Raw genomic sequence first — 18,898 nt, 5'->3', positions numbered from 1 at the left:
TATATTTTAATAAATGCAGTATAAACTGATGCTCTATGAAACGAGCAATTTTATTTTTATGTTTAACTTTGCTAGGGTTAACTGTCACCATCGGTACAATTTTGTATTATATGCAAAAACCAAATATACCTAATAGTGAAGAGATTAATATAAGTAGCGCCCTCATTCCTCATGTGGATAATGTAATTGTGCCAAGTAATGCTTCTTATGTAGATCGACTGCTATGGATAGAACAGATGATTTGTAGAGGGAGTTTTCTTCGCCTTAAGTCTGATCGTTCAATTGAAAAGATATATTTGCAGGAACTGGCATTACCAGTCAATGATAGTTATATGAAGTATGTTCGCGATCTTGTTGGAAATACAGGACAAGGAGAAGACAATGTCATGCGCGCAGGAAAAGTAACAATAGCATACTATGACTATTTAAAATCTCAGAAATATTTTCAATCTTCTAAATCACGAGCGTTGTTTTATAACAAACTGCTTGAAATTAATCAACATTGCTTTAGCGCACATTTAGCTTTAGGCCAAATGTTGTTAGTGGGTTATGATGTTCCTGCCGATCCAATCTCTGCCATTACTCACCTCGAACAATTCAGAGATTCTATTGGCGGACCAATTGTTTATAATTTATTAGGCATTATTTATTTTGAGAATTATAGCCACTTAGGCAGTGATATAGCTAAGAGCATGTATCATTTTGCCGCAGCAGCTACTTTAGGTAGCAAAGATGCGGAAGATAATTTACAATTACTCATTTCTGGAAGGGACACTAGAACACCATCAATTTCCTATGCAGCATCTTTTGAGTGTTATGTTAAACGCAAGGATTACGCAAGAGCAAATCGTCAGTTAGGCTTATTGCGAATGCAAGATTTTGAAACTTTGCCCAAGCAAATCGTTTTTGCTAAACAATATTTTGCTCGTGCATGCAAATTGGGAGATATTCAATCATGTGGGTATTTAGATAATTTGTTAACAGGTAAAGATTTTGATAGAGGAAGTTGGACACAACTCATTCCTTTTTCTGAAAACTACATTCAGCAAAAAGAGGATGTTTGCGCGATTCAGCTCCCACTAAAATCTTAAATCATTTACGGTATTTGAGTTTATTTTTGCCTGTAAAATAATACTATGAAATATAGTTTTTTGGGTAAAAGCGATATCAAAGTTTCTAAAATTTGCTTAGGCACCATGGTGTTTGGTGAGCAAGTTGACTATCAAGAGAGCGAAAAGATAATGGATTATGCCATTACGCATGAAGTCAATTTTTTTGATGTGGCTGAAGTGTACCCAGTACCTCCTAAGGCAGAAACCTATGGAAGATCTGAGGAGTTTGTTGGTAAATTTTTACAAGAACATGGAAACCGCCATTCCGTTGTAGTGGCAACGAAAGTTGCTGGGCCTAGTTTGAGTGGTCCTGGAAGAGGTTTTAATTGGATTAGAGGTGGGGCAAGGTTAAGCGCTGATCATATTCAACGGGCAATTGATAGTTCGCTGAAACGATTGCGCACTGACTATATTGACTTATATCAGTTACATTGGCCAGAAAGAAAAGTCAATATTTTTGGAGCCATGGATTACACCCATGTTGAAGAACTCGGTATACCATTAGAAGAAAGTCTTGACGCGCTAGAGCGAGCGAAGCAAGCAGGAAAAATACGACTTTATGGTGTGTCAAACGAAACCTCTTGGGGGGTGATGCAATCAGCTCGCATATCTGCATTGCATGGGTGGCAAGGCATCTCAACGATACAGAATCCCTATAATCTTTTAAATCGGGTATTTGATATTCAGCTCGCTGAGGTGTGTTTGCGAGAGAAAATTTCTTTATTGGCTTATTCTCCATTGGCATTTGGTGTATTAAGTGGTAAATATTTATCGGGTGAAAAAAATACTGCTTGGAGATTATTTCATCCATCTTTTACTGCTTTTGGAAATGCCTACACGAGATATTCTCAGCCCCATGTGCTAGAAGCTATTCGCGAGTATAAAAAATTAGCAAATGAAAATAATATGTCACTCACTACTCTGGCGCTTGCGTTCATTAATGAAAGACCTTATCTGGGTGGAACAATTATTGGAGCGACTACTTTAGAACAGGTTATGGAAAATATATCCAGTATAGATATTGCATTGACTAGTGAAATTAGAACTGCATTGCAGATATTACATGAAAAATATAGAAATCCATGTCCTTAAAAGATGTAACTTTTCAAGATCTTCTTATTCGATTAAAGGAATTTTGGTCTAGACAAGGTTGTGTGATTGCAGAACCTTTTGACATGCCGATGGGAGCGGGTACATTTCACCCAGAAACTTTTATTCGATCAATAGGTAAAAAACCTTGGTCGGTTGCCTACCTTCAGCCTTGTCGCAGGCCAACCGATGGTCGATATGGGGAAAATCCTAATCGACTTGGTAAATATTTTCAGTTTCAAGTTTTAATCAAACCTGCGCCAGTCTCTATTCAAGATATTTATATTAAATCTTTAGAGATGCTAGGCCTACATGCGAAACATAATGATATTAGATTTGTTGAAGATAACTGGGAATCGCCTGCGCTTGGTGCTTGGGGGCTTGGTTGGGAAGTGTGGTGTAATGGTATGGAAGTTACCCAATTTACTTACTTTCAGCAAGTAGGTGGAGTTGCGTGTAATCCCGTTAGTGTAGAAATTACCTATGGTTGTGAGCGACTCGCTATGTATTTACAAGGAGTTAATTCTGTGTATGATATTGTTTGGCATAAAAACAAATCAAAACAGATATTTTACCGAGATATTTTTTTAAGTCAAGAGCAGCAACATTCTTTTTATAATTTTGAGGCGGCGTCTATAGATATACTTTCTGAGCAATTTAAGCAGTACTATTCTGGTGCCCAAACATTATTTTCACACCCATTGGTTGCTTATGAACATTTGCTTAATGCGAGTCATACCTTCAATATTCTTGATTCACGAGGCGCATTTTCAGTTAATCAAAGGCAGCACCATCTATTGCAAATTCGTACTCTCGCTAAAGAAATTGCCTCGGAGATACTTAAACAAGAAAACGATCTTTAGATGTCATACATGAAAACAAGTGAACTAATATTTGAGCTGGGTTGCGAAGAATTACCCCCTCTTATTCTGAAAGAATTAACAGAACAATGGCGTAGCCATATTTATATAGCAATGAAGACCAGAGGCATCGCTCTAGAAAATATTGAAATCCACATTGGCGCGAGAAGATTTGTCTTGTTAGCTAAAAAAGTACCAGTGATGTTTCCTGCCCATACTGAAGAAATAATTGGACCTCAATTACAAGAAGGACTAGCCTTAGAAGAGCATTACTTATTGCCTGCCTGTATGGGTTTTGCTAAAAAACATGGGGTTGCAGTTACATCTTTAAAAGCAAAGCATGGGAGGTTGGTGGCAGTGAAGTACAACAAACCCATGAACACTACAAAATTATTAGCCGAAGGTTTATTGCATTCTCTTACTGCGTTGTCTTTTCCAAGAACGATGCGTTGGGGTGAGTACACGCCAGTTGGCAGCACTGGTGAGAAAGAATTTATACGCCCAGTTCGTTCAGCGATGTTTATATTTGAAAAGAAACCCCAGCGCTTTTCTTTTTTTGGAGTGATCAGTAGCAATAAAAGTTTTGGCCATCATTTCCAGTCTCCAGCTTCTTTTACTGTAACTACCATTGCATCGTACCTCCAAGGCTTAAAGAAGAGGCAAGTAGTTTTGAGCAGCAGTGATCGTTTACGAGTTATTATCAATGCATTAACTAAACATAAAACCACCGCGCCGCAGCGCTTATTAGATGAAATTGTTTCAATGGTAGAATTTCCAAAAGTAGTAGTTGGTGAATTTGATAAAAAATATCTGAGTTTGCCAGAAGAATTGCGCACCGAAGTACTTCAAGCCCATCAACGCTATATCCCAATTCCAAACAGCAATAAGTTCTGTATCGTTTTGAATGGAAATTTTGGCCAGAAAGATTGTCGCGTTATAGTTCTTGGTAATGAACGGGTGGTCAGACCAAGGCTATCTGACGCTGAGTTTTTTTTATCCAAAGATAAAAAAAATATAGAGCGATTAATTGGTCAAAGCAAGGAAAATAGTAAAGTTAAGCGCATGGTCGCTCTTTTCCCATTTTTACCCCCGTCATTTTTGACTGCAGTGACTGAGCTTGACATCGCGCTTGTTAAGGCTGACTTAGCCAGTGCTACAGTTGGTGAGTTTCCTCATTTACAAGGTGTGATAAGTAGTTACCTTTTTAATCGGCCCGAATTTAAGCAGAGTTATAAACCCCTTAGTGATACTGACACTTTACCTGAACATGCAACTAGTTGTTATTTATCTTTTATTGATAAATATGATGAATTAACATACCTAGCTGGTCAAAATCAACTTGCCACTTCAGAAGCAGATCCCTATGGAACTAGAAGATTAGCGATTGGAATCGTGAAACTACTTTCTGAAGGGCACCAACATTCATTGCTTCATACTATTTCATTGTTGGGGTTATTGCAAAAACATTTAGGTAATGAGCAAGGCATGTCCCTGTATCGTTTTATAGTGGATAAACACAATCAATATCTAAAAAGAAATAACAAGGTTTCCCTTGTAGCTTTACCAGAGCATAAAGTATTTTCTACGCAGCTTGGGTTAAGTTACTTCTCTATCGTCCAATTAGCGACTTCGCTTACCAGCGTGTTTATTGGCTTTCCACAGCTTGAATCACTAAAGAGCTCACATAAACGATTACGCAATATTACTAAGCAAAATGAAATTCCAATTACCACTCCGCCAGAATCAGTTGTGGCAACTCTACAAATGTTTGAAACAATGCTCACTAATGATGAGCATGACATGAGTCTTTATGAGTTATTTCTAACGCTAATGAAAGGTGAAGAATCATATATCAAACATTTACATCGTATGGCGAACTTATGTGAGCCTCTCCTCGCGTCCTATTTTGAAAAAGTCTTTGTCATGTGCGGGGGTGAAAAACAACAGGCCAGACTTACTCTCCTTGCTTCCTTACGATGGTTGATTGAGCGAGAGGTACATCTTGACAAACTCTAACTCAAAAGGCCAGTCAATAATTATCTTTGATCGCGATGGAGTGATCAATCAAGATAGTCCTGATTACATTCGCTCTGTAGATCAAATGGTTTTAATTGAAGAAGCAGTAGAAGCAATGGCAAGTCTATCTATGAGTGGATATGTGGTGGTGGTAGCCACTAATCAATCAGGAATTGCTAGGGGGTATTTTAGTGAACTTGATTTAAATAAAATGTTTAAAAAAATTCAATGTGCGGTACAAGCAAAAGGTGGCTTTGTGAGTCATTTCTACTTTTGCCCTCATCACCCTACGGAAAAATGTGATTGTAGAAAACCTAAACCAGGAATGCTATCACTTGCATTAGAAGAGTTTAATGGAGACGCTTCATGTAGTTGGATGATTGGAGATTCCTCTCGCGACATTCTCGCTGGGAGAGCTGCTGGGTTGCATGTGGCTTTAGTAAGAACTGGTAATGGCAGAAAAGAAGAAAGTCAATGGAAGCAAGAATGGGGAGGGCTCCCGCTTGTCTTTGATCATGCTTTAGAAGTTTGCAACTATATCCATACTAATCACCCTATTGCTGTTCTTGATGCGAACATTAAACAGCTACCGGTAACTTTTTTTCAATTCTTGCGAGCAATTTTATTTCAGATTTGTTGGGCAATTAGTACAATTCCGTATTCAAGTTTATTAATATTATTTACTCTAATCGGTGTTTCACTTACCAAGCGATACCAAATTGCAAGCGCATGGGGCGCATGTTCTGTCTGGCTAGCAAAATATATTTGTGGTATTGATTATAGAATTCTCCACAAGAGTGCAATTCCAAAAAGACCTGTATTGATATTTTCAAATCACCAATCTGCCTGGGAAACCGTTGCGCTGATTTCTATTCTTCCGCCTACAGCGTTTATTGTAAAAAAACAATTATTATATGTTCCTTTTTTTGGCATGGGGCTTTGGTCAATTCGCCCCATCGCTATTGATCGACATAAAAAAATTAATGCGTTAGAACAGTTAGTTGCACAAGGTGAAATATGCAAAAGACAAGGAAGATGCATTTTGATTTTTCCACAAGGAACCAGAACTCCAATCAATCAAAATAAAAATTATCAAAGAGGAGGGGTACATGTCGCGCAAGTTTTGCAAGTCCCTATCTTACTTATTGCACATAACGCAGGTAAATATTGGGGGGAACATTGGTGGCAGAAATATCCCGGCACTATTACTATTTCTTTTGGACCAACGATAGATTGTGAAAGTGGTGATTTATACAAAATTAGTACTAGTTGGATTGAGCAAGAAAGCAAAAGACTATTGCTTAAATAATTTTTGTAATTTTAATAAGTCTTCTCTCGGAAAATAATCGCTTAACTGCTCTAGATAAGTAACCATGGCATCAGTTGGTTGTGAGATGGCTTGCGCGCAAGTATGTAGTGAAGCTAATACCTGCTCTCTAGTTTGCTGTGCGCCTTGTTGAGCTTGTATGTTTGCATAGGTCTGTTTAGTTTGCAGGAGCGTGTGTGCAACACTGCTCAAATACGCACGAGCTATGGGTGTAAGAAAAGGCGTGATCCATTGTATAGACACCTTTTGATCCTTAAGATATTCCGCCAAACCAAAATATAAAAAATGTATTGCAACTTGTACATGGTGCATAGTGCGATCATGATCGTCAGCATTAGTTTGAATTATGGTAAATCCTTGCTGTTTAAAATTGTCACTCCAAGATTGAGCATGGTGGGGGGTGTCTTCATCATTGACTAAGACTATAGTGTTATTTTGATAGGTGTTGATTTCAGGGCCGAAAAGTAAATGTATGCCAAGATAAGTTAATGGTTGAAGTAAAGCTAAAATCGATTGTTTGGAAACGCGCTGAACTGAGCAAAGATTTACCACATGACATGGCAGTGCTTTTTCGGTACTACCATGAATATTAAGCAAGGTTTTACAGAGTTCTTCAACCTGATTGACAGGAACAGCAATAACTAACAGGTCAGTCGGCTCTATTGTTATAGTAAAATGTGAAGGAGACAATACATTATCATTAAAAACAGATGCCAATGAACTTTTATTTAATTCAATACTGCGGTCTAGATCATATAGGAATAGCTCGGACTGACTCGCTAGAAGTTGTTTACGCAAAAAATTTCCAAACCAGTAGCCTATACCAGTTGCGCCTCCACATATAATAATGTTTCTAAATTTCATAAAAAAAAGGAAGATAAAAGAGTATTTTATCTTTTTATATTGCCGATTGGGTAAAAAAACAAGTTTAGTTGTGCTTGCTTCTTTTTTAATTAATATCATTATCTTAATGTTTTTGATCGGGGGGGTATTTATAAATACTGGGCTTCCACCGTCTGAATTAAGTGCGACACAGCAACAAACGGACTTGAAAAATAATAATACCGGCTTACAAGCTAATATTGTGGCTGAGAATGCAAATTCATCTGCGCCATTTTGTATTTCTGACTATACCTCGTTATATACCCCAGACACCCCAAAAACTGATCTCAACCAAGCAAATCAAGAGCTTTCCCAGTCAATAGAAAATAGCTCTGATAGTGATGTTAACATTAGAAATGAGCTAGCCCAGTTAACCAAAGATGCGGAATATCCAAAAAATAGCCTACCGTTAGTCATCTTTAACAACCTTCCAGATGATTTAATTTATTTTACCCAGAACGGAAAAACACCGGCTATTAAAGATCTAATTTACCAGTATACTCTCAAAGCTAAAATTGCCGAAGAAATTAAAGACCCAATATTACAAATTACTAGCACTATTAAAATTGCTAACTTAAAAATATTGCAAGGTGCGCCAGACGCTGCAATTGAAACATTAAAAAAAGCAGAGTTACTTTTACCGGAAAACGCAAAAGATACCTGTGAACTTTATAAAAAACAATTCTATGCCCAAAAAGATTTTGTGCAAAGAAAACAGATCGTTCAACTTGAAGATAAAATTCAATTAGAATCTTTACGGAAGACCTGCCTGCTAACTGCAAGCTACTATCAAGGAATGGGGAACTATTTTATGGCGGTCAGCAATCCAGTTGAGAGTGCGAGTAACTATCAAACAGCTATAACACTGCTAGATTCAATTGTAAATGAACCTGCCCTCGCTCAGATTGTAAAAATTCAGTTGTCAAGTCTCCAAGGAATACAAGGCAGTCCAGAAAGTAGCTACAACAATTTTTATTCGGCTATTCCAGTTTTTAAAGGTAAACAATATCAGATGTATTTAGCTATGACGCAGTTAAATTTAGCAAATATGCAAGTTCAAAATGGAAATATTGGTAACATAGAAATTCAGTGGGGTAAATTCCTTGATGTCAAGGTGGACCCTAATAAAAATAATTTCATTGGTGCACTGTATTCATATGGAGTTGCAGAATATTTACGCCTGAGTAAAAGACCAACTATGGCAATAGAAAAATATCAAAAAGCATTAAAAGTTTTTTCTGAATTGGGCTATGCGTTAGGAATTGCTTTTGCTAAAGTTGGAATAGCTCAATCATATATCAGTATCGGCGATCCGCAAAAAAATGCAAGTAATTTATTACAGGATGCGCAAGACTTATTTAAGTCTTCCAAAAATACTTTTGGTGAAGCTATAGTTTTGTTTGCTCGCGCTCAATTATCTAAAATACAGAATCAAAAAGAAAAAGAAAATAATTATTATACAAATGCAATTGCAATACTTAAAAATAATAATTTTGATTCAATCGCAAATAAGATTGAAATGTACCAAAAAAATAATTAATATTTTTAGATGGTGGCCGGGGACGGAATTGAACCGCCGACACGAGGATTTTCAGTCCACTGCTCTACCGACTGAGCTACCCGGCCGTTCTAAACTGGGTTTAACATTTTACTATGGTAAATAAGAGTAATGCACATATTGTTAAAAAATATTTTCCATTAAAGTTATTTTTTATTTTTTAATTTGAAAGTTAGCTAGTCTATAGTGTATATTAAATACTTAAGACATGAAGTCGGTTTACTGCATGAAGCACCAATAAAGGTAAAAAAATGGCAACTGCTAAAAAGAAAGCTGTTAAGAAAACTGCTAAGAAAAAAACTACTGCAAAGAAAAAGAAGTAAATTAGAAAAAACTTTGTAGTAGTAAAACAGGGACATACTATGTCCCTGTTTTTTTATATATGGCTATGAAAACAGTTTTTCAAAAAGTTGCTGATAGCGTTGCAATAATTCATCAATTATTGCAGATGGAAATTGAAAATTGTTGGATTGTTTTGTCCATTGCTCTGAAAGTAAATATTCTCTGACATATTGTTTATCATAATGCTGAATGACTTTTTTATTAAAATCAGAAGTTAATAAAAATCTCGATGAATCTGGAGTGCAGAGCTCATCCATGAGTAGTAGCTCGTTATTTAGACTTAAACCAAATTCAAATTTTGAATCCAGTAAAATCACGCCTTTTTCAGCACAGTAATTCTGTAAAAAATTAAAAACTGTGATACTAAACTCTTTAATTTCTTGGGCGTTCCTAGTTCCAATTATCACTTCGGTTTGCTGATAGCTAAGGTTATAATCTTTTTCACCTACTGGTGCTTTAAACGCTGGGGTATAAATTGGGTATGGTAACGCGTCGTATTTATTTAAGCCATTGGGTAGGGAGATATTACAAATGGAGTTACTACTTTGATATTCTGTCCATGCTGTACCAACTAAGTGTGATCGAACTACTGCTTCAATTGGAATGGGATAGAGTTTGGAAACTATCATCCCGCGTCCAGAATGTTCTAAAGCGAGAGTATCAGGTAGTTTGGAATTCAAATCTGTGCTCAGAAAATGGTGTTTGATTTTGGATGGTAATCGAGTAAACCACTCTTTGCTAAATGCGGTGATTATCTTACCCTTATAAAGCGTTTTATTACTATGTATAAATGGCTGGCTAAAAATATGATCGAAGGCTGAAAATCGGTCGCTTGCTACGATAAGCAGAGAGTCAGAACTTATCTCATAGAGGTCTCTAACTTTGCCTTTAGAAATGAGAGGAAAAGAAATTGTTTGGTTAGAATTAGTTACCAACAGGACCTATCAGAAAGTGGTTAGTTTTTATACTTCTCGTATAAACTATATAGTGTGTGTTCTTCTTCATCAATTCTAATTGAAAGAATTGAACTAACTTCTTCAAATTGTTTTAAGAACTCATCCCATTCTTGTTCAATTAACTTACTATCAGAAAATCTCGTCGTAAATCTGAAGGTTAAATGCCCAATATCGTACATTTTCTTTCTTACTTTAGTGATATAAGGATATTCCTCACTAGAGGGTTTTATATGGAGTGATAGATAGGTGTAGAGCTTTACACTTTCTGTGATTAAGTGCTTGACGAGGACTGGCTTAAATTGATTCTTGATGACATACTCAATTTTCTGAAAATTCAATGATTCAATTGCTTTTTCAATATCTTTAAGTGAAGCTGAAAGCAATTCATGATCGCTTTGAAGTGATTTAGTTAAGTTGGGGTCATAAGGCACGCCGCTTTCTTCTGAGTTAAAACCATCCCTGAATGAGTTAAGAATGCTGTTTATTTTGCCCTGATCCATATTTATATATTATAATACCACAAACTTGTCGCAAGATTGTTAGAGTATCTTTGATCGGAGTGAGAGGATTTGAACCTCCGACTTCTGCGTCCCGAACGCAGCGCTCTACCAGGCTGAGCCACACTCCGTATAGTTACTTTTGCACATTATACTGAAACTCGGCCTATTTACACCTAAAAAACACATGTAATTAAATTATAATAATATGTAATTAAATCAAATACTTAGGAGACAAAAAATGAGGGCTATTGCTATAAATAGCTATGGTAACCATGAAGTTTTGCAAATTAAAGAAGTGGTAATACCAACTATTAGTGATAATGAAGTTTTGGTCAAAGTTTACGCTACCTCAGTTAACCAATTCGATTTAAAAATTAGGAATGGTTTTCTTAGAGAGCAAATATCAATAAGTTTTCCTTTTATACTTGGTTTGGATTTTTCTGGAGAAGTGGTTTCTGTTGGTGCTAGTGTGGAAAATTTTCGTGTTGGGGATCTTGTTTTTGGAAGAAATCCAATTGAGAAATCAGGAACTTACGCTGAGTATGTTGCAGTACATCAAGACCATCTCGTAAAAAAACCTAAAAATATTAACCATCTTCAAGCCGCTTCATTGCCGACTGCAGGTATTGCAGCATGGCGGAGTTTGATAGATCTCGGACAATTAGAGGGCAATGAAAAGGTATTAATCATAGGCGCGTCAGGTGGAGTTGGAAGTTTAGCAGTGCAAATCGCCAGCTATAAAGTCAATATGACTATTGGAGTTTGCTCAAGTGCCAATGTGGCTATGATTAAAGAGTTAGGCGCGAGCGTGGCGATTGCTTATGATATAGAAGATTTAGCGACTTCAATTAAAGACGTTGATTTAGTAATTGACACCATTGGCGGCGCTTATCTGGATACAGCATCTAGAGTTGTTAAGGATAAAGGGAAGTATATTTCTATAGAACCACCCCAAGACTCAGCTTACCAGAAAAAATACCCCAATATTATTTATAAATCAATTAGTAGTTTACCTTCGGCAAGTATATTACAACAGATTGTAAGTAAAGTTGAATCATTACACATCAAACCAGTTATAGATACCGTATTTAATTTTGAAGAATTTGAAGAGGCGCATCTTTATTGTGAGACAAATAGAGCGAAGGGTAAAATTATTATTCAGGTGAGTTACTAAAACACTCTTTTAATTGATTCGCTAGCTAGTTTTGATAGCTCCGATCGAGAAGTGGTATCAGGTAAACACATAAGCACTTCCATTGCGCTAGAAATATAATTTTCAGCTTTGGTGTATGTCTTTTTAATAGCTGCGCTTACTGAAACTTCGTGCACAACTTCATTAAAATATGGATCATTTTTAATTGTGGCAGGGTCGTGAGATTGTAGTAGCGCTAGTATTTTGTTACAGTGCGAAGGTGTTGCGTCTTGTAAAAAATAGATGAGAGGTAGGGTTATTTTACCTTCAGACAAATCATCACCAGTGTTTTTAGTCCAAGTTTCAGTAGTGCCACAATAATCAAGACAATCGTCAATTAATTGAAAAGCTAACCCAAGACGGTAACCAAATTGCGCACATAGCTCTTCTTGTTCTTTGTTACACTGTCCAAGGTGTGCTCCTGACTGCATGCTAGCTGAAAATAAGGCTGCTGTTTTCCCCGCTATTATTTCTAGATAGCTTTTCTCTTGAAGTGAAAAGTTTTTAATCATACTAAGTTGTAATACTTCTGCCTCAGTAATGTTTTTCGCACTATCTGAAACAATTTTTAGAGTGTGTAAAGAGTTTGTTTTGATAAGTAATGTAAAGGCTATTGCGTATAGATAATCTCCTGACAATACTGCTGCGCTATTACCCCATATATCATTCGTGGTTTTTCGCTTTCTTCGTACTGTAGATTCATCTATGACATCGTCATGTAATAGCGTGGCGGTATGAAGTAACTCAATGGCACTAGCGTTAAGTAACGATTGGTTAGAAATGGGGTTAAAAAGCAACCCAGCTAAAAGTGCAAGTTTTGTCCTAACCCGTTTTCCTTTTAGCTCAAAAATATATTTAGAGACATCATTAATAAGTTTAACATTACTGGTCAACGAGTTTATAATGATTTGGTCTACTTGCTGCAGTGCATTTGTTAATACATCCATGGTTTCATTTTATACCTTTAGCATGTTATAATGATTGCCCTATGCAGAACCCAGTTATCGTGCAAAACGCAGTTATCGCAACAGGTGGAAGGCAGTACCTTGTATCAGTTGGAACTTTACTTCGAGTTGAGAAAATTGATCTACCTGAAAACCAAGATGTGGTTTTTGATAAAGTCTTACTTCTTAAGAATGGGGATGAGGTTTTAATTGGTTCCCCCCATGTTCAAGGCGCAATTGTTACCGGGAAAATTAGATCACAAGGAAGAGCTAAAAAAATTGAAATCATTAAATTTAAAAGGAGAAAACACTACCAAAGACGAGCAGGACATCGTCAAAAATATACTGAGGTCGCGATAACTGCTATTTCTAAAGCATAACGGAATTCGGAGATAATACTATGGCACAAAAAAAAGCAGGCGGTTCGACCGCAAATGGAAGAGAGTCGGAATCTAAACGATTAGGTATTAAACGCTTCGCAGGTCAAAGAGTAATTGCGGGCAATATTTTAGTTAGACAGCGTGGCACCCAGTTTCATCCAGGTATAAATGTAGGCATTGGAAAAGACCACACCTTGTTTGCTCTGTGTGATGGTGAAGTGGAATTTTCTATCCGTTCAGCCAGAAGAAATCGCACCGTTTCAGTACTAGCTCAAGTGTAGCTTGACGCTTCGCACCTACTTGGTAGGGTAAAATTAATGAAATTTGTAGATGAGGCAGTCATTACCGTGCGAGCTGGTCACGGTGGCAATGGAGTGGTAAGTTTTCGTAGAGAGAAGTTTGTGCCATTCGGTGGTCCAGATGGCGGCGATGGTGGTGATGGGGGGTCGGTTTTTGTATTAGGCGATGAAAATATTTCAACTCTCCTAGATTTTAGAAATCAAACAATATTTGAAGCAGAATCGGGGCATTCTGGATCGGGCGCACTTAGGCGTGGTAAATCTGGAAACGATTTATTTATTAAAGTGCCGGTTGGAACTCAGGTTTACGCCAAAGAAACAGAAGAGCTCATTGCTGATATTATTAATCATAACCAACAGGCGATTGTTTGCCAGGGTGGTTGGCATGGAATCGGAAATGCAAGATTCAAAAGTTCTGTAAATAGAGCCCCAAGACAGTCAAGCAAAGGTAAACTAGGTGAAGAGCGCGTATTACAATTGCAGTTAAAAATCCTCGCTGATGTTGGTTTTATTGGCTTGCCCAATGTTGGTAAGTCTTCACTTTTACGATTTCTTACTAGATCCGCAACAAAAGTTGGAAACTATCCATTTACTACTTTGTACCCTGAGCTTGGTCTTTGGATCCATCACGGTGAAAAGGAATATGTATTAGCAGATTTACCGGGATTAATTGCTGGGGCATCACAAGGAGTAGGATTGGGTATCCAATTTTTAAAACACACGACTAGATGTCGGGTGCTGGTACATGTATTAGATGCATCCTCAACAACATTACTTCAAGATATACTCGTGGTTGAGCATGAGTTAGCGCAATATGATATTTCTTTATTGCAAAAACCAAGAATTATTGCCTTGAACAAAGTCGATTGTGTTGAAACACAAAACCCACAGGAATTAATTGATAGTATCCTAATGCAAAACCCACACTATCAAGGTGTGGTTTCTACTGTCGCAATTACTGGCAAAGGTTGTAATGAGTTAATGGAAGAAGTGATTAAACAAGTATGATTGAACAAATTAGAAATCATTTTGCTATTGCAAAAAGAATAGTAATTAAGGTAGGATCAAATCTTGTCTCAGCACAAGGAACGGGAATAGATTCAGAATTGATTGAACAGTGGACCTCAGATATCGCTTCGCTACGTGCAGCAGGCAAGGATATAGTACTCGTCTCTTCTGGAGCAGTCTCAGTAGGAATGGCGAGAATGAAGCTGTCTAAAAGACCTACTAAAGTTCTTGAATTACAAGCGTTAGCTGCAATAGGTCAAAGTGGATTAATGAATATTTATGACCATGTTTTTGCAAAGGTAGGACTCACCTGTGCTCAAATTCTACTTACCCATGCAGACTTAGACGATCGAGCGAGGTACTTAAATGCTCGTTCCACTTTTGAAACATTACTAGCGATGCAAGTTATTCCTATTGTCAATGAAAATGATACGGTTACCATTGACGAAATTCGCTTTGGCGATAATGATACCTTGTCTGCGCTTATTTGCAACCTCATTGGGGCAGAAGTATTGATACTGCTCAGCGATCAAGAAGGATTATATAAAGAAAATCCTAAGTTAAATCCTAACGCAGAGCTCATTCAGCATGCACCGGTTAATGACACCTTGCTTTTATCATACGCAGGGAAGGAAGGCGCGCTTGGACGAGGTGGCATGAAATCAAAAGTGTTGGCTGCTAGATTGGCTTCTCGATCGGCTACCCAAACAGTTATAGCGCATGGTAAAAGAAGAGAAATCATAAAACAAATTATCTCTGGCGCTCCAATTGGTACGGTGCTTTACAATTCGGAGCTAGCTGATACTGCTAGAAAACATTGGATTAGGGCGCAACTAAAGGCAAACGGCACTGTAATATTAGATGGAGGTGCTGTATCAGCAATCACAGAACTAAAAAAAAGCCTTTTACCTGTAGGGGTAGTTAATTGTACGGGTAATTTTCAACGAGGCGAAGTGGTTTTGTGTGTAAATATAGATGGAGCAGTTATTGCTCGAGGAATATCAAATTACAGTATTGAAGAAACCATAAAAATTTTACAGAAACCAAGTAATCAGATTGCAAGCATTCTTGGCTATGAAGGGGATTCTGAACTAATTCACCGAGATAACTTAGTACTAGAGTAATTTACTTCTTAAGTGCTATGTTTTTAATTTTAAGGTTAAGACGATGTTTATGTCTTGCAGCCTTATTAGGTTTAATAATACCCTTTCTAGCTAGAGAATCAACAATAGATTGTAGCTCACGAAAGAGTTTATTAGATTGGGTTACATCCTTTGATTTAGCACTCTGATCAATTGCTATAAGCAATTTTTTAATAGAGTTTCGCATTAAGGAACGGTGCGATTGATTAAATTTATGCCGTTTGATTGCTTGACGGGCTTGTTTTTCTGCTGATTTGGTATTTGCCATTTTGCTAAGTAGGATATTATAGCTGAAAAATCAATTAAAATGTGCCAATTAATGAGTGTTTTTCTTGAGATTATTATCGCACTTTCCTGCGGAATTGTGCTTAGAAATTATATATCCAATAGTGATAATATGGGGATGTTTTTGAGCCGTGGAATAATTAATATTGGGTTTCCTTGCATTATTTTGCTTATGCCACCAATTCACGATCTAACCTATCAGATTTTTTTATTTATTCTTGTTCCTTGGCTATGGATTTTTATTACTTTTCAATGCCTTAAAAAATTAGGCAAGTATTTCCAATGGCAGTATGAAGTTGTTTTTGTTATCACCGTGTTATGTAGCACTGGAAATACTGGATATTTTGGGTTGCCGCTTACAAAGCAATTTTTTCCAGTCGAATTTCAATTTTATGCAGTACTCTATGATCAGTTAGTTACCTTTTTCTTCGTTAGTCTCATTATTCCATTACAAATAATGTTTTTTAAACAAACAAACATTAATCAGAGTCGTGTAAGATTTATTCTTAAGATATTTTTATTTCCCCCATTTATTGCATTTATTTATTCTGTATTTATTTCAAAGTACGCGCCCATCCCATCTATACTCACACCTGCTATTTCATTTATTGCGGCTAGTATTATCCCTATAGGTATGTTTGGAATTGGACTTCAATTAAACTTAAAATTTGATAAAACGCATGTTGCCCCACTTCTTGTTGGAGTTGGTTGGAAAATGGTTATCATGCCCATTAGTATTTTTATCATGTACTCATTTTTCCAAATACCAACCAACCAAAGAGATATTGGTGTATTTCAAGCGCTCATGCCACCTTCAATCAGCGGCTACTTTTTCATTTATAGTGCTGGCATCGCTCCAAAATTTGCAACCTCATTAGTAATTATTTGTATATTTGTGATGATGATTAGTGTTCCGATTTATATTTTAAGCATATTATAGAAACTAATCCACCAACAATATCTGTTGAATTGTTTATGCAATACAAAAAATCACTGTTAATATTTGCTTTACCTTATTAATAATCAAAGGTATCATTACCTTTCCATATATCTCACTTGCAGTACATATGAATGGTTTCCTAAATTCTATTCATTTATTATTGCGAACGAAAATAAAAAAATTGATGAACGCTTAATTTATTCCAAACAAAATATTTTATCAATCCCCGTGCAACTATTTGATTTATCAACAGATATCAACTACTCGATTAAACTTGGTCGCAGTTGTACTGAATTGCAGGTGTCGGAGGTAGCATTGCTGACGATAAAATAGTGGCAGCTATGAAGATAGTGGAACTTAATTTTTGCGAATATGAAAAAGCCAAGAGCTGACTATGCCGCTTAATGTTGCAAATAATGTAACTCCAATAGTCATGAGAAACATCCCTACTACTCTACCAGCGGATGTTGTTGGATATACATCACCATAACCTACAGTAGAGATTGTAGAAACCACCCACCAAATTGCATCTTCAGCAGTTATTATTTTCTGATCAGGGGCACCAGCCTCAACATGAAGTATCAAAATTGTGAAAATACTAAGGCTAACCATATAGATAGCTAGCACAATAGTGAAAAGCATTTTTATTTCATAATTACGACGGTATGAGAAAAAATTACGAGCATGGTTTGTGATTATCAATAATCGTATCACTCGTATTACAATAAATATACGGGTAAAGCGTAAGGATTCAACAATTGGAATAAAGGTAAAAATCAGAATCCAGTGTGTTTTTAAATATTGGGATTTGCTTGGTGAACACCAAAGCCCATAACAAAACTCAGAAAAAAATATAAGACAAGCAGAAAGATCAACCCATACAATAATCCTAATGATTTCAGGATTGAGGTTAGTAAATTGCTCTAAAAGTAATAAAATTACCGTATATATTGCAAAAATTGTTGATAGGGCGGTAAGTAAATTAATTTCAAAGTGATAAAAAGTATTGAAGTAATGACGAATATGTTGAATAGGCATATTAAATTTTAAACCATTCTACTCATCAGCATACGGTCTGGCCAAAAGTTCAGCAAGCACTTTGCTGACCGGAACTGCCTCATAGAGCATTTTATAAACGCTATGCATGATTGGTAATTCACACTGGTATTTAGATTCTATTGCAGGAATTTTAGAGGCAGTTTGTACTCCTTCAACCGTGCCAATTTGTTGCAGGAGCTCTGTTACTGATAATCCTGTCTTGGCTAGTTTTATGCCGAATTGCCGATTGCGAGAATTATCAATGGTGCAGGTTAGCACACAGTCTCCAACACCTGATAATCCAAGAAATGTCTGTGCTTGGCCTCCTGCCTGTACGCCAATTCTTGTTAGCTCTGCTATGCCACGCGTAAGCAAAGCACTTCTAGCATTGTGCCCTAGTTCCAAGCCATCTGAAACACCGCAGGCAATTGCTAGAACATTCTTGAGTGCGCCTCCAATCTCAACGCCACGAATATCTTGATTACGATATACTCTAAGTGAAGTTGAGTTGAGCGCTTGTTGATATGAAAGAGTGAGGTCATTTTTATCGCACCCTAGTGTTAAGGCGCTAATTTTTCCAGCGGCAAGTTCATTGGCAAAGGTAGGTCCTGATAGTTGTGCGTAATTAATCTGAGGCAGTAAGCGCTTAAACACATTGCTATACCAATCAAACTGGTTGTGATATTCACCTATTCCTTTACTTGCATTGACTATTAGTGAGACTTGTCCTAGTGCTTTGATGAAATTCTCTTGCTCGTTTATATTGTTCAAGATTGCGTCGTTTAGGATTTGATTTAGAATTCGGGAAGGCAAGGCTATAGTTGCGCTGTGAGCCTTGTTACATTGTTCAGAAAGCGAATGTGAGAATGTGATGGTTTCTGGAATAATTAATCCAATCAGCCTAGTGCTAGCTCTCGTTTGGTTTAAAAATTCACAGTGTTGTTGATTGGGGTGCCATACCGTGACAGGAATTTTATTTCTTGAAAAGCAACATGCAAGTGCAATTCCATACGCTCCCGCGCCTATAA

19 protein-coding genes and 2 tRNA genes are annotated in these 18,898 nt (G+C 36.9%); 12 read left to right on the top strand and 9 right to left on the bottom strand.

Features of this window, described 5'->3' with window-relative positions:
- Positions 1-35 precede the first annotated feature (35 nt).
- The 5 genes from QM538_03080 to gmhB are packed head-to-tail and all read left to right on the top strand — an operon-like array spanning position 36 to position 6,386.
- Positions 36-1,091 (top strand): hypothetical protein, encoded by a 1,056-nt coding sequence (locus tag QM538_03080; GenBank protein ID MDI9347464.1) that lies wholly within the window; start codon positions 36-38, stop codon positions 1,089-1,091.
- A 45-nt stretch (positions 1,092-1,136) separates the two neighbouring features.
- Entirely contained in the window at positions 1,137-2,204 is a 1,068-nt protein-coding gene (locus tag QM538_03075; protein ID MDI9347463.1) for an aldo/keto reductase, read from the top strand.
- Positions 2,195-3,064 carry a glycine--tRNA ligase subunit alpha gene (gene glyQ, locus QM538_03070; protein ID MDI9347462.1) on the top strand — a complete coding sequence of 290 codons (870 nt, stop codon included), beginning with the start codon at positions 2,195-2,197 and terminating at the stop codon, positions 3,062-3,064. Before QM538_03075 ends, glyQ begins: the two co-directional genes overlap by 10 nt.
- 9 nt (positions 3,065-3,073) lie before the next feature.
- Complete coding sequence (gene glyS, locus QM538_03065) at positions 3,074-5,077, top strand: glycine--tRNA ligase subunit beta (GenBank protein MDI9347461.1); 2,004 nt, start codon at positions 3,074-3,076, stop codon at positions 5,075-5,077.
- Complete coding sequence (gene gmhB / locus QM538_03060) at positions 5,064-6,386, top strand: D-glycero-beta-D-manno-heptose 1,7-bisphosphate 7-phosphatase (protein MDI9347460.1); 1,323 nt, start codon at positions 5,064-5,066, stop codon at positions 6,384-6,386. The genes glyS and gmhB overlap by 14 nt, the downstream gene beginning before the upstream one ends.
- On the opposite strand, the gene QM538_03055 is transcribed toward gmhB, so the two are convergent.
- Entirely contained in the window at positions 6,372-7,268 is an 897-nt protein-coding gene (locus tag QM538_03055; protein MDI9347459.1) for a prephenate dehydrogenase/arogenate dehydrogenase family protein, read from the bottom strand. The genes gmhB and QM538_03055 overlap by 15 nt on opposite strands.
- Between QM538_03055 and QM538_03050 the strand changes: the two genes are divergently transcribed.
- On the top strand, positions 7,252-8,826 hold the full coding sequence (locus tag QM538_03050) for a tetratricopeptide repeat protein (protein ID MDI9347458.1): 1,575 nt from the start codon (positions 7,252-7,254) through the stop codon (positions 8,824-8,826). The two genes, QM538_03055 and QM538_03050, sit on opposite strands and share 17 nt — an antisense overlap.
- 10 nt (positions 8,827-8,836) lie before the next feature.
- On the opposite strand, the gene QM538_03045 is transcribed toward QM538_03050, so the two are convergent.
- The 4 genes from QM538_03045 to QM538_03030 all read right to left on the bottom strand — a co-directional run bounded on the left by QM538_03045 (position 8,837) and on the right by QM538_03030 (position 10,770).
- Positions 8,837-8,912 (bottom strand) — tRNA-Phe (locus QM538_03045).
- Positions 8,913-9,230: 318 nt separating this feature from the next.
- A complete protein-coding gene (locus QM538_03040) occupies positions 9,231-10,121 on the bottom strand; it encodes a phosphoribosylaminoimidazolesuccinocarboxamide synthase (protein MDI9347457.1) in 891 nt (296 codons plus the stop codon).
- A 20-nt stretch (positions 10,122-10,141) separates the two neighbouring features.
- A complete protein-coding gene (locus tag QM538_03035; protein MDI9347456.1) occupies positions 10,142-10,642 on the bottom strand; it encodes a hypothetical protein in 501 nt (166 codons plus the stop codon).
- Between the two features lie 54 nt (positions 10,643-10,696).
- Positions 10,697-10,770: transfer RNA gene (locus QM538_03030), tRNA-Pro, on the bottom strand.
- Between the two features lie 110 nt (positions 10,771-10,880).
- On the opposite strand from QM538_03030, the gene QM538_03025 reads away from it, so the two are divergent.
- A complete protein-coding gene (locus QM538_03025) occupies positions 10,881-11,816 on the top strand; it encodes an NADP-dependent oxidoreductase (GenBank protein MDI9347455.1) in 936 nt (311 codons plus the stop codon).
- Here the strand turns inward: QM538_03025 and QM538_03020 are convergent.
- Positions 11,813-12,781, bottom strand: a complete 969-nt coding sequence (locus QM538_03020) for a polyprenyl synthetase family protein (GenBank protein MDI9347454.1) — start codon at positions 12,779-12,781, stop codon at positions 11,813-11,815. The two genes, QM538_03025 and QM538_03020, sit on opposite strands and share 4 nt — an antisense overlap.
- A gap of 41 nt (positions 12,782-12,822) precedes the next feature.
- Between QM538_03020 and rplU the strand changes: the two genes are divergently transcribed.
- The 4 genes from rplU to proB are packed head-to-tail and all read left to right on the top strand — an operon-like array spanning position 12,823 to position 15,589.
- A complete protein-coding gene (gene rplU / locus QM538_03015) occupies positions 12,823-13,158 on the top strand; it encodes a 50S ribosomal protein L21 (protein MDI9347453.1) in 336 nt (111 codons plus the stop codon).
- 20 nt (positions 13,159-13,178) lie between these two features.
- Positions 13,179-13,439 carry a 50S ribosomal protein L27 gene (rpmA, locus tag QM538_03010; protein MDI9347452.1) on the top strand — a complete coding sequence of 87 codons (261 nt, stop codon included), beginning with the start codon at positions 13,179-13,181 and terminating at the stop codon, positions 13,437-13,439.
- Positions 13,440-13,475: 36 nt separating this feature from the next.
- Positions 13,476-14,465: an Obg family GTPase CgtA gene (cgtA, locus tag QM538_03005; protein MDI9347451.1), complete on the top strand. Its 990-nt coding sequence runs from the start codon at positions 13,476-13,478 to the stop codon at positions 14,463-14,465.
- Entirely contained in the window at positions 14,462-15,589 is a 1,128-nt protein-coding gene (gene proB, locus QM538_03000; protein ID MDI9347450.1) for a glutamate 5-kinase, read from the top strand. The genes cgtA and proB overlap by 4 nt, the downstream gene beginning before the upstream one ends.
- 1 nt (position 15,590) lies before the next feature.
- Here the strand turns inward: proB and rpsT are convergent, their stop codons facing one another.
- On the bottom strand, positions 15,591-15,875 hold the full coding sequence (gene rpsT / locus QM538_02995; protein ID MDI9347449.1) for a 30S ribosomal protein S20: 285 nt from the start codon (positions 15,873-15,875) through the stop codon (positions 15,591-15,593).
- A gap of 51 nt (positions 15,876-15,926) precedes the next feature.
- Here rpsT and QM538_02990 point away from each other — a divergent pair, with 51 nt between their 5' ends.
- A complete protein-coding gene (locus QM538_02990; GenBank protein ID MDI9347448.1) occupies positions 15,927-16,832 on the top strand; it encodes an AEC family transporter in 906 nt (301 codons plus the stop codon).
- Between the two features lie 357 nt (positions 16,833-17,189).
- On the opposite strand, the gene QM538_02985 is transcribed toward QM538_02990, so the two are convergent.
- Both QM538_02985 and QM538_02980 read right to left on the bottom strand, forming a co-directional pair.
- Complete coding sequence (locus QM538_02985) at positions 17,190-17,870, bottom strand: ion channel (GenBank protein MDI9347447.1); 681 nt, start codon at positions 17,868-17,870, stop codon at positions 17,190-17,192.
- 18 nt (positions 17,871-17,888) lie between these two features.
- On the bottom strand, positions 17,889-18,896 hold the full coding sequence (locus tag QM538_02980) for an NAD(P)H-dependent glycerol-3-phosphate dehydrogenase (protein MDI9347446.1): 1,008 nt from the start codon (positions 18,894-18,896) through the stop codon (positions 17,889-17,891).
- Positions 18,897-18,898 lie beyond the last annotated feature (2 nt).

Source organism: Candidatus Methylacidiphilales bacterium, from assembly GCA_030054035.1.
In the GTDB taxonomy this organism is placed as follows: domain Bacteria; phylum Pseudomonadota; class Gammaproteobacteria; order JASGCS01; family JASGCS01; genus JASGCS01.
The sequence above is the reverse complement of the archived record's forward strand: the minus strand, read 5'-3'. Positions and strand labels throughout refer to the sequence as shown.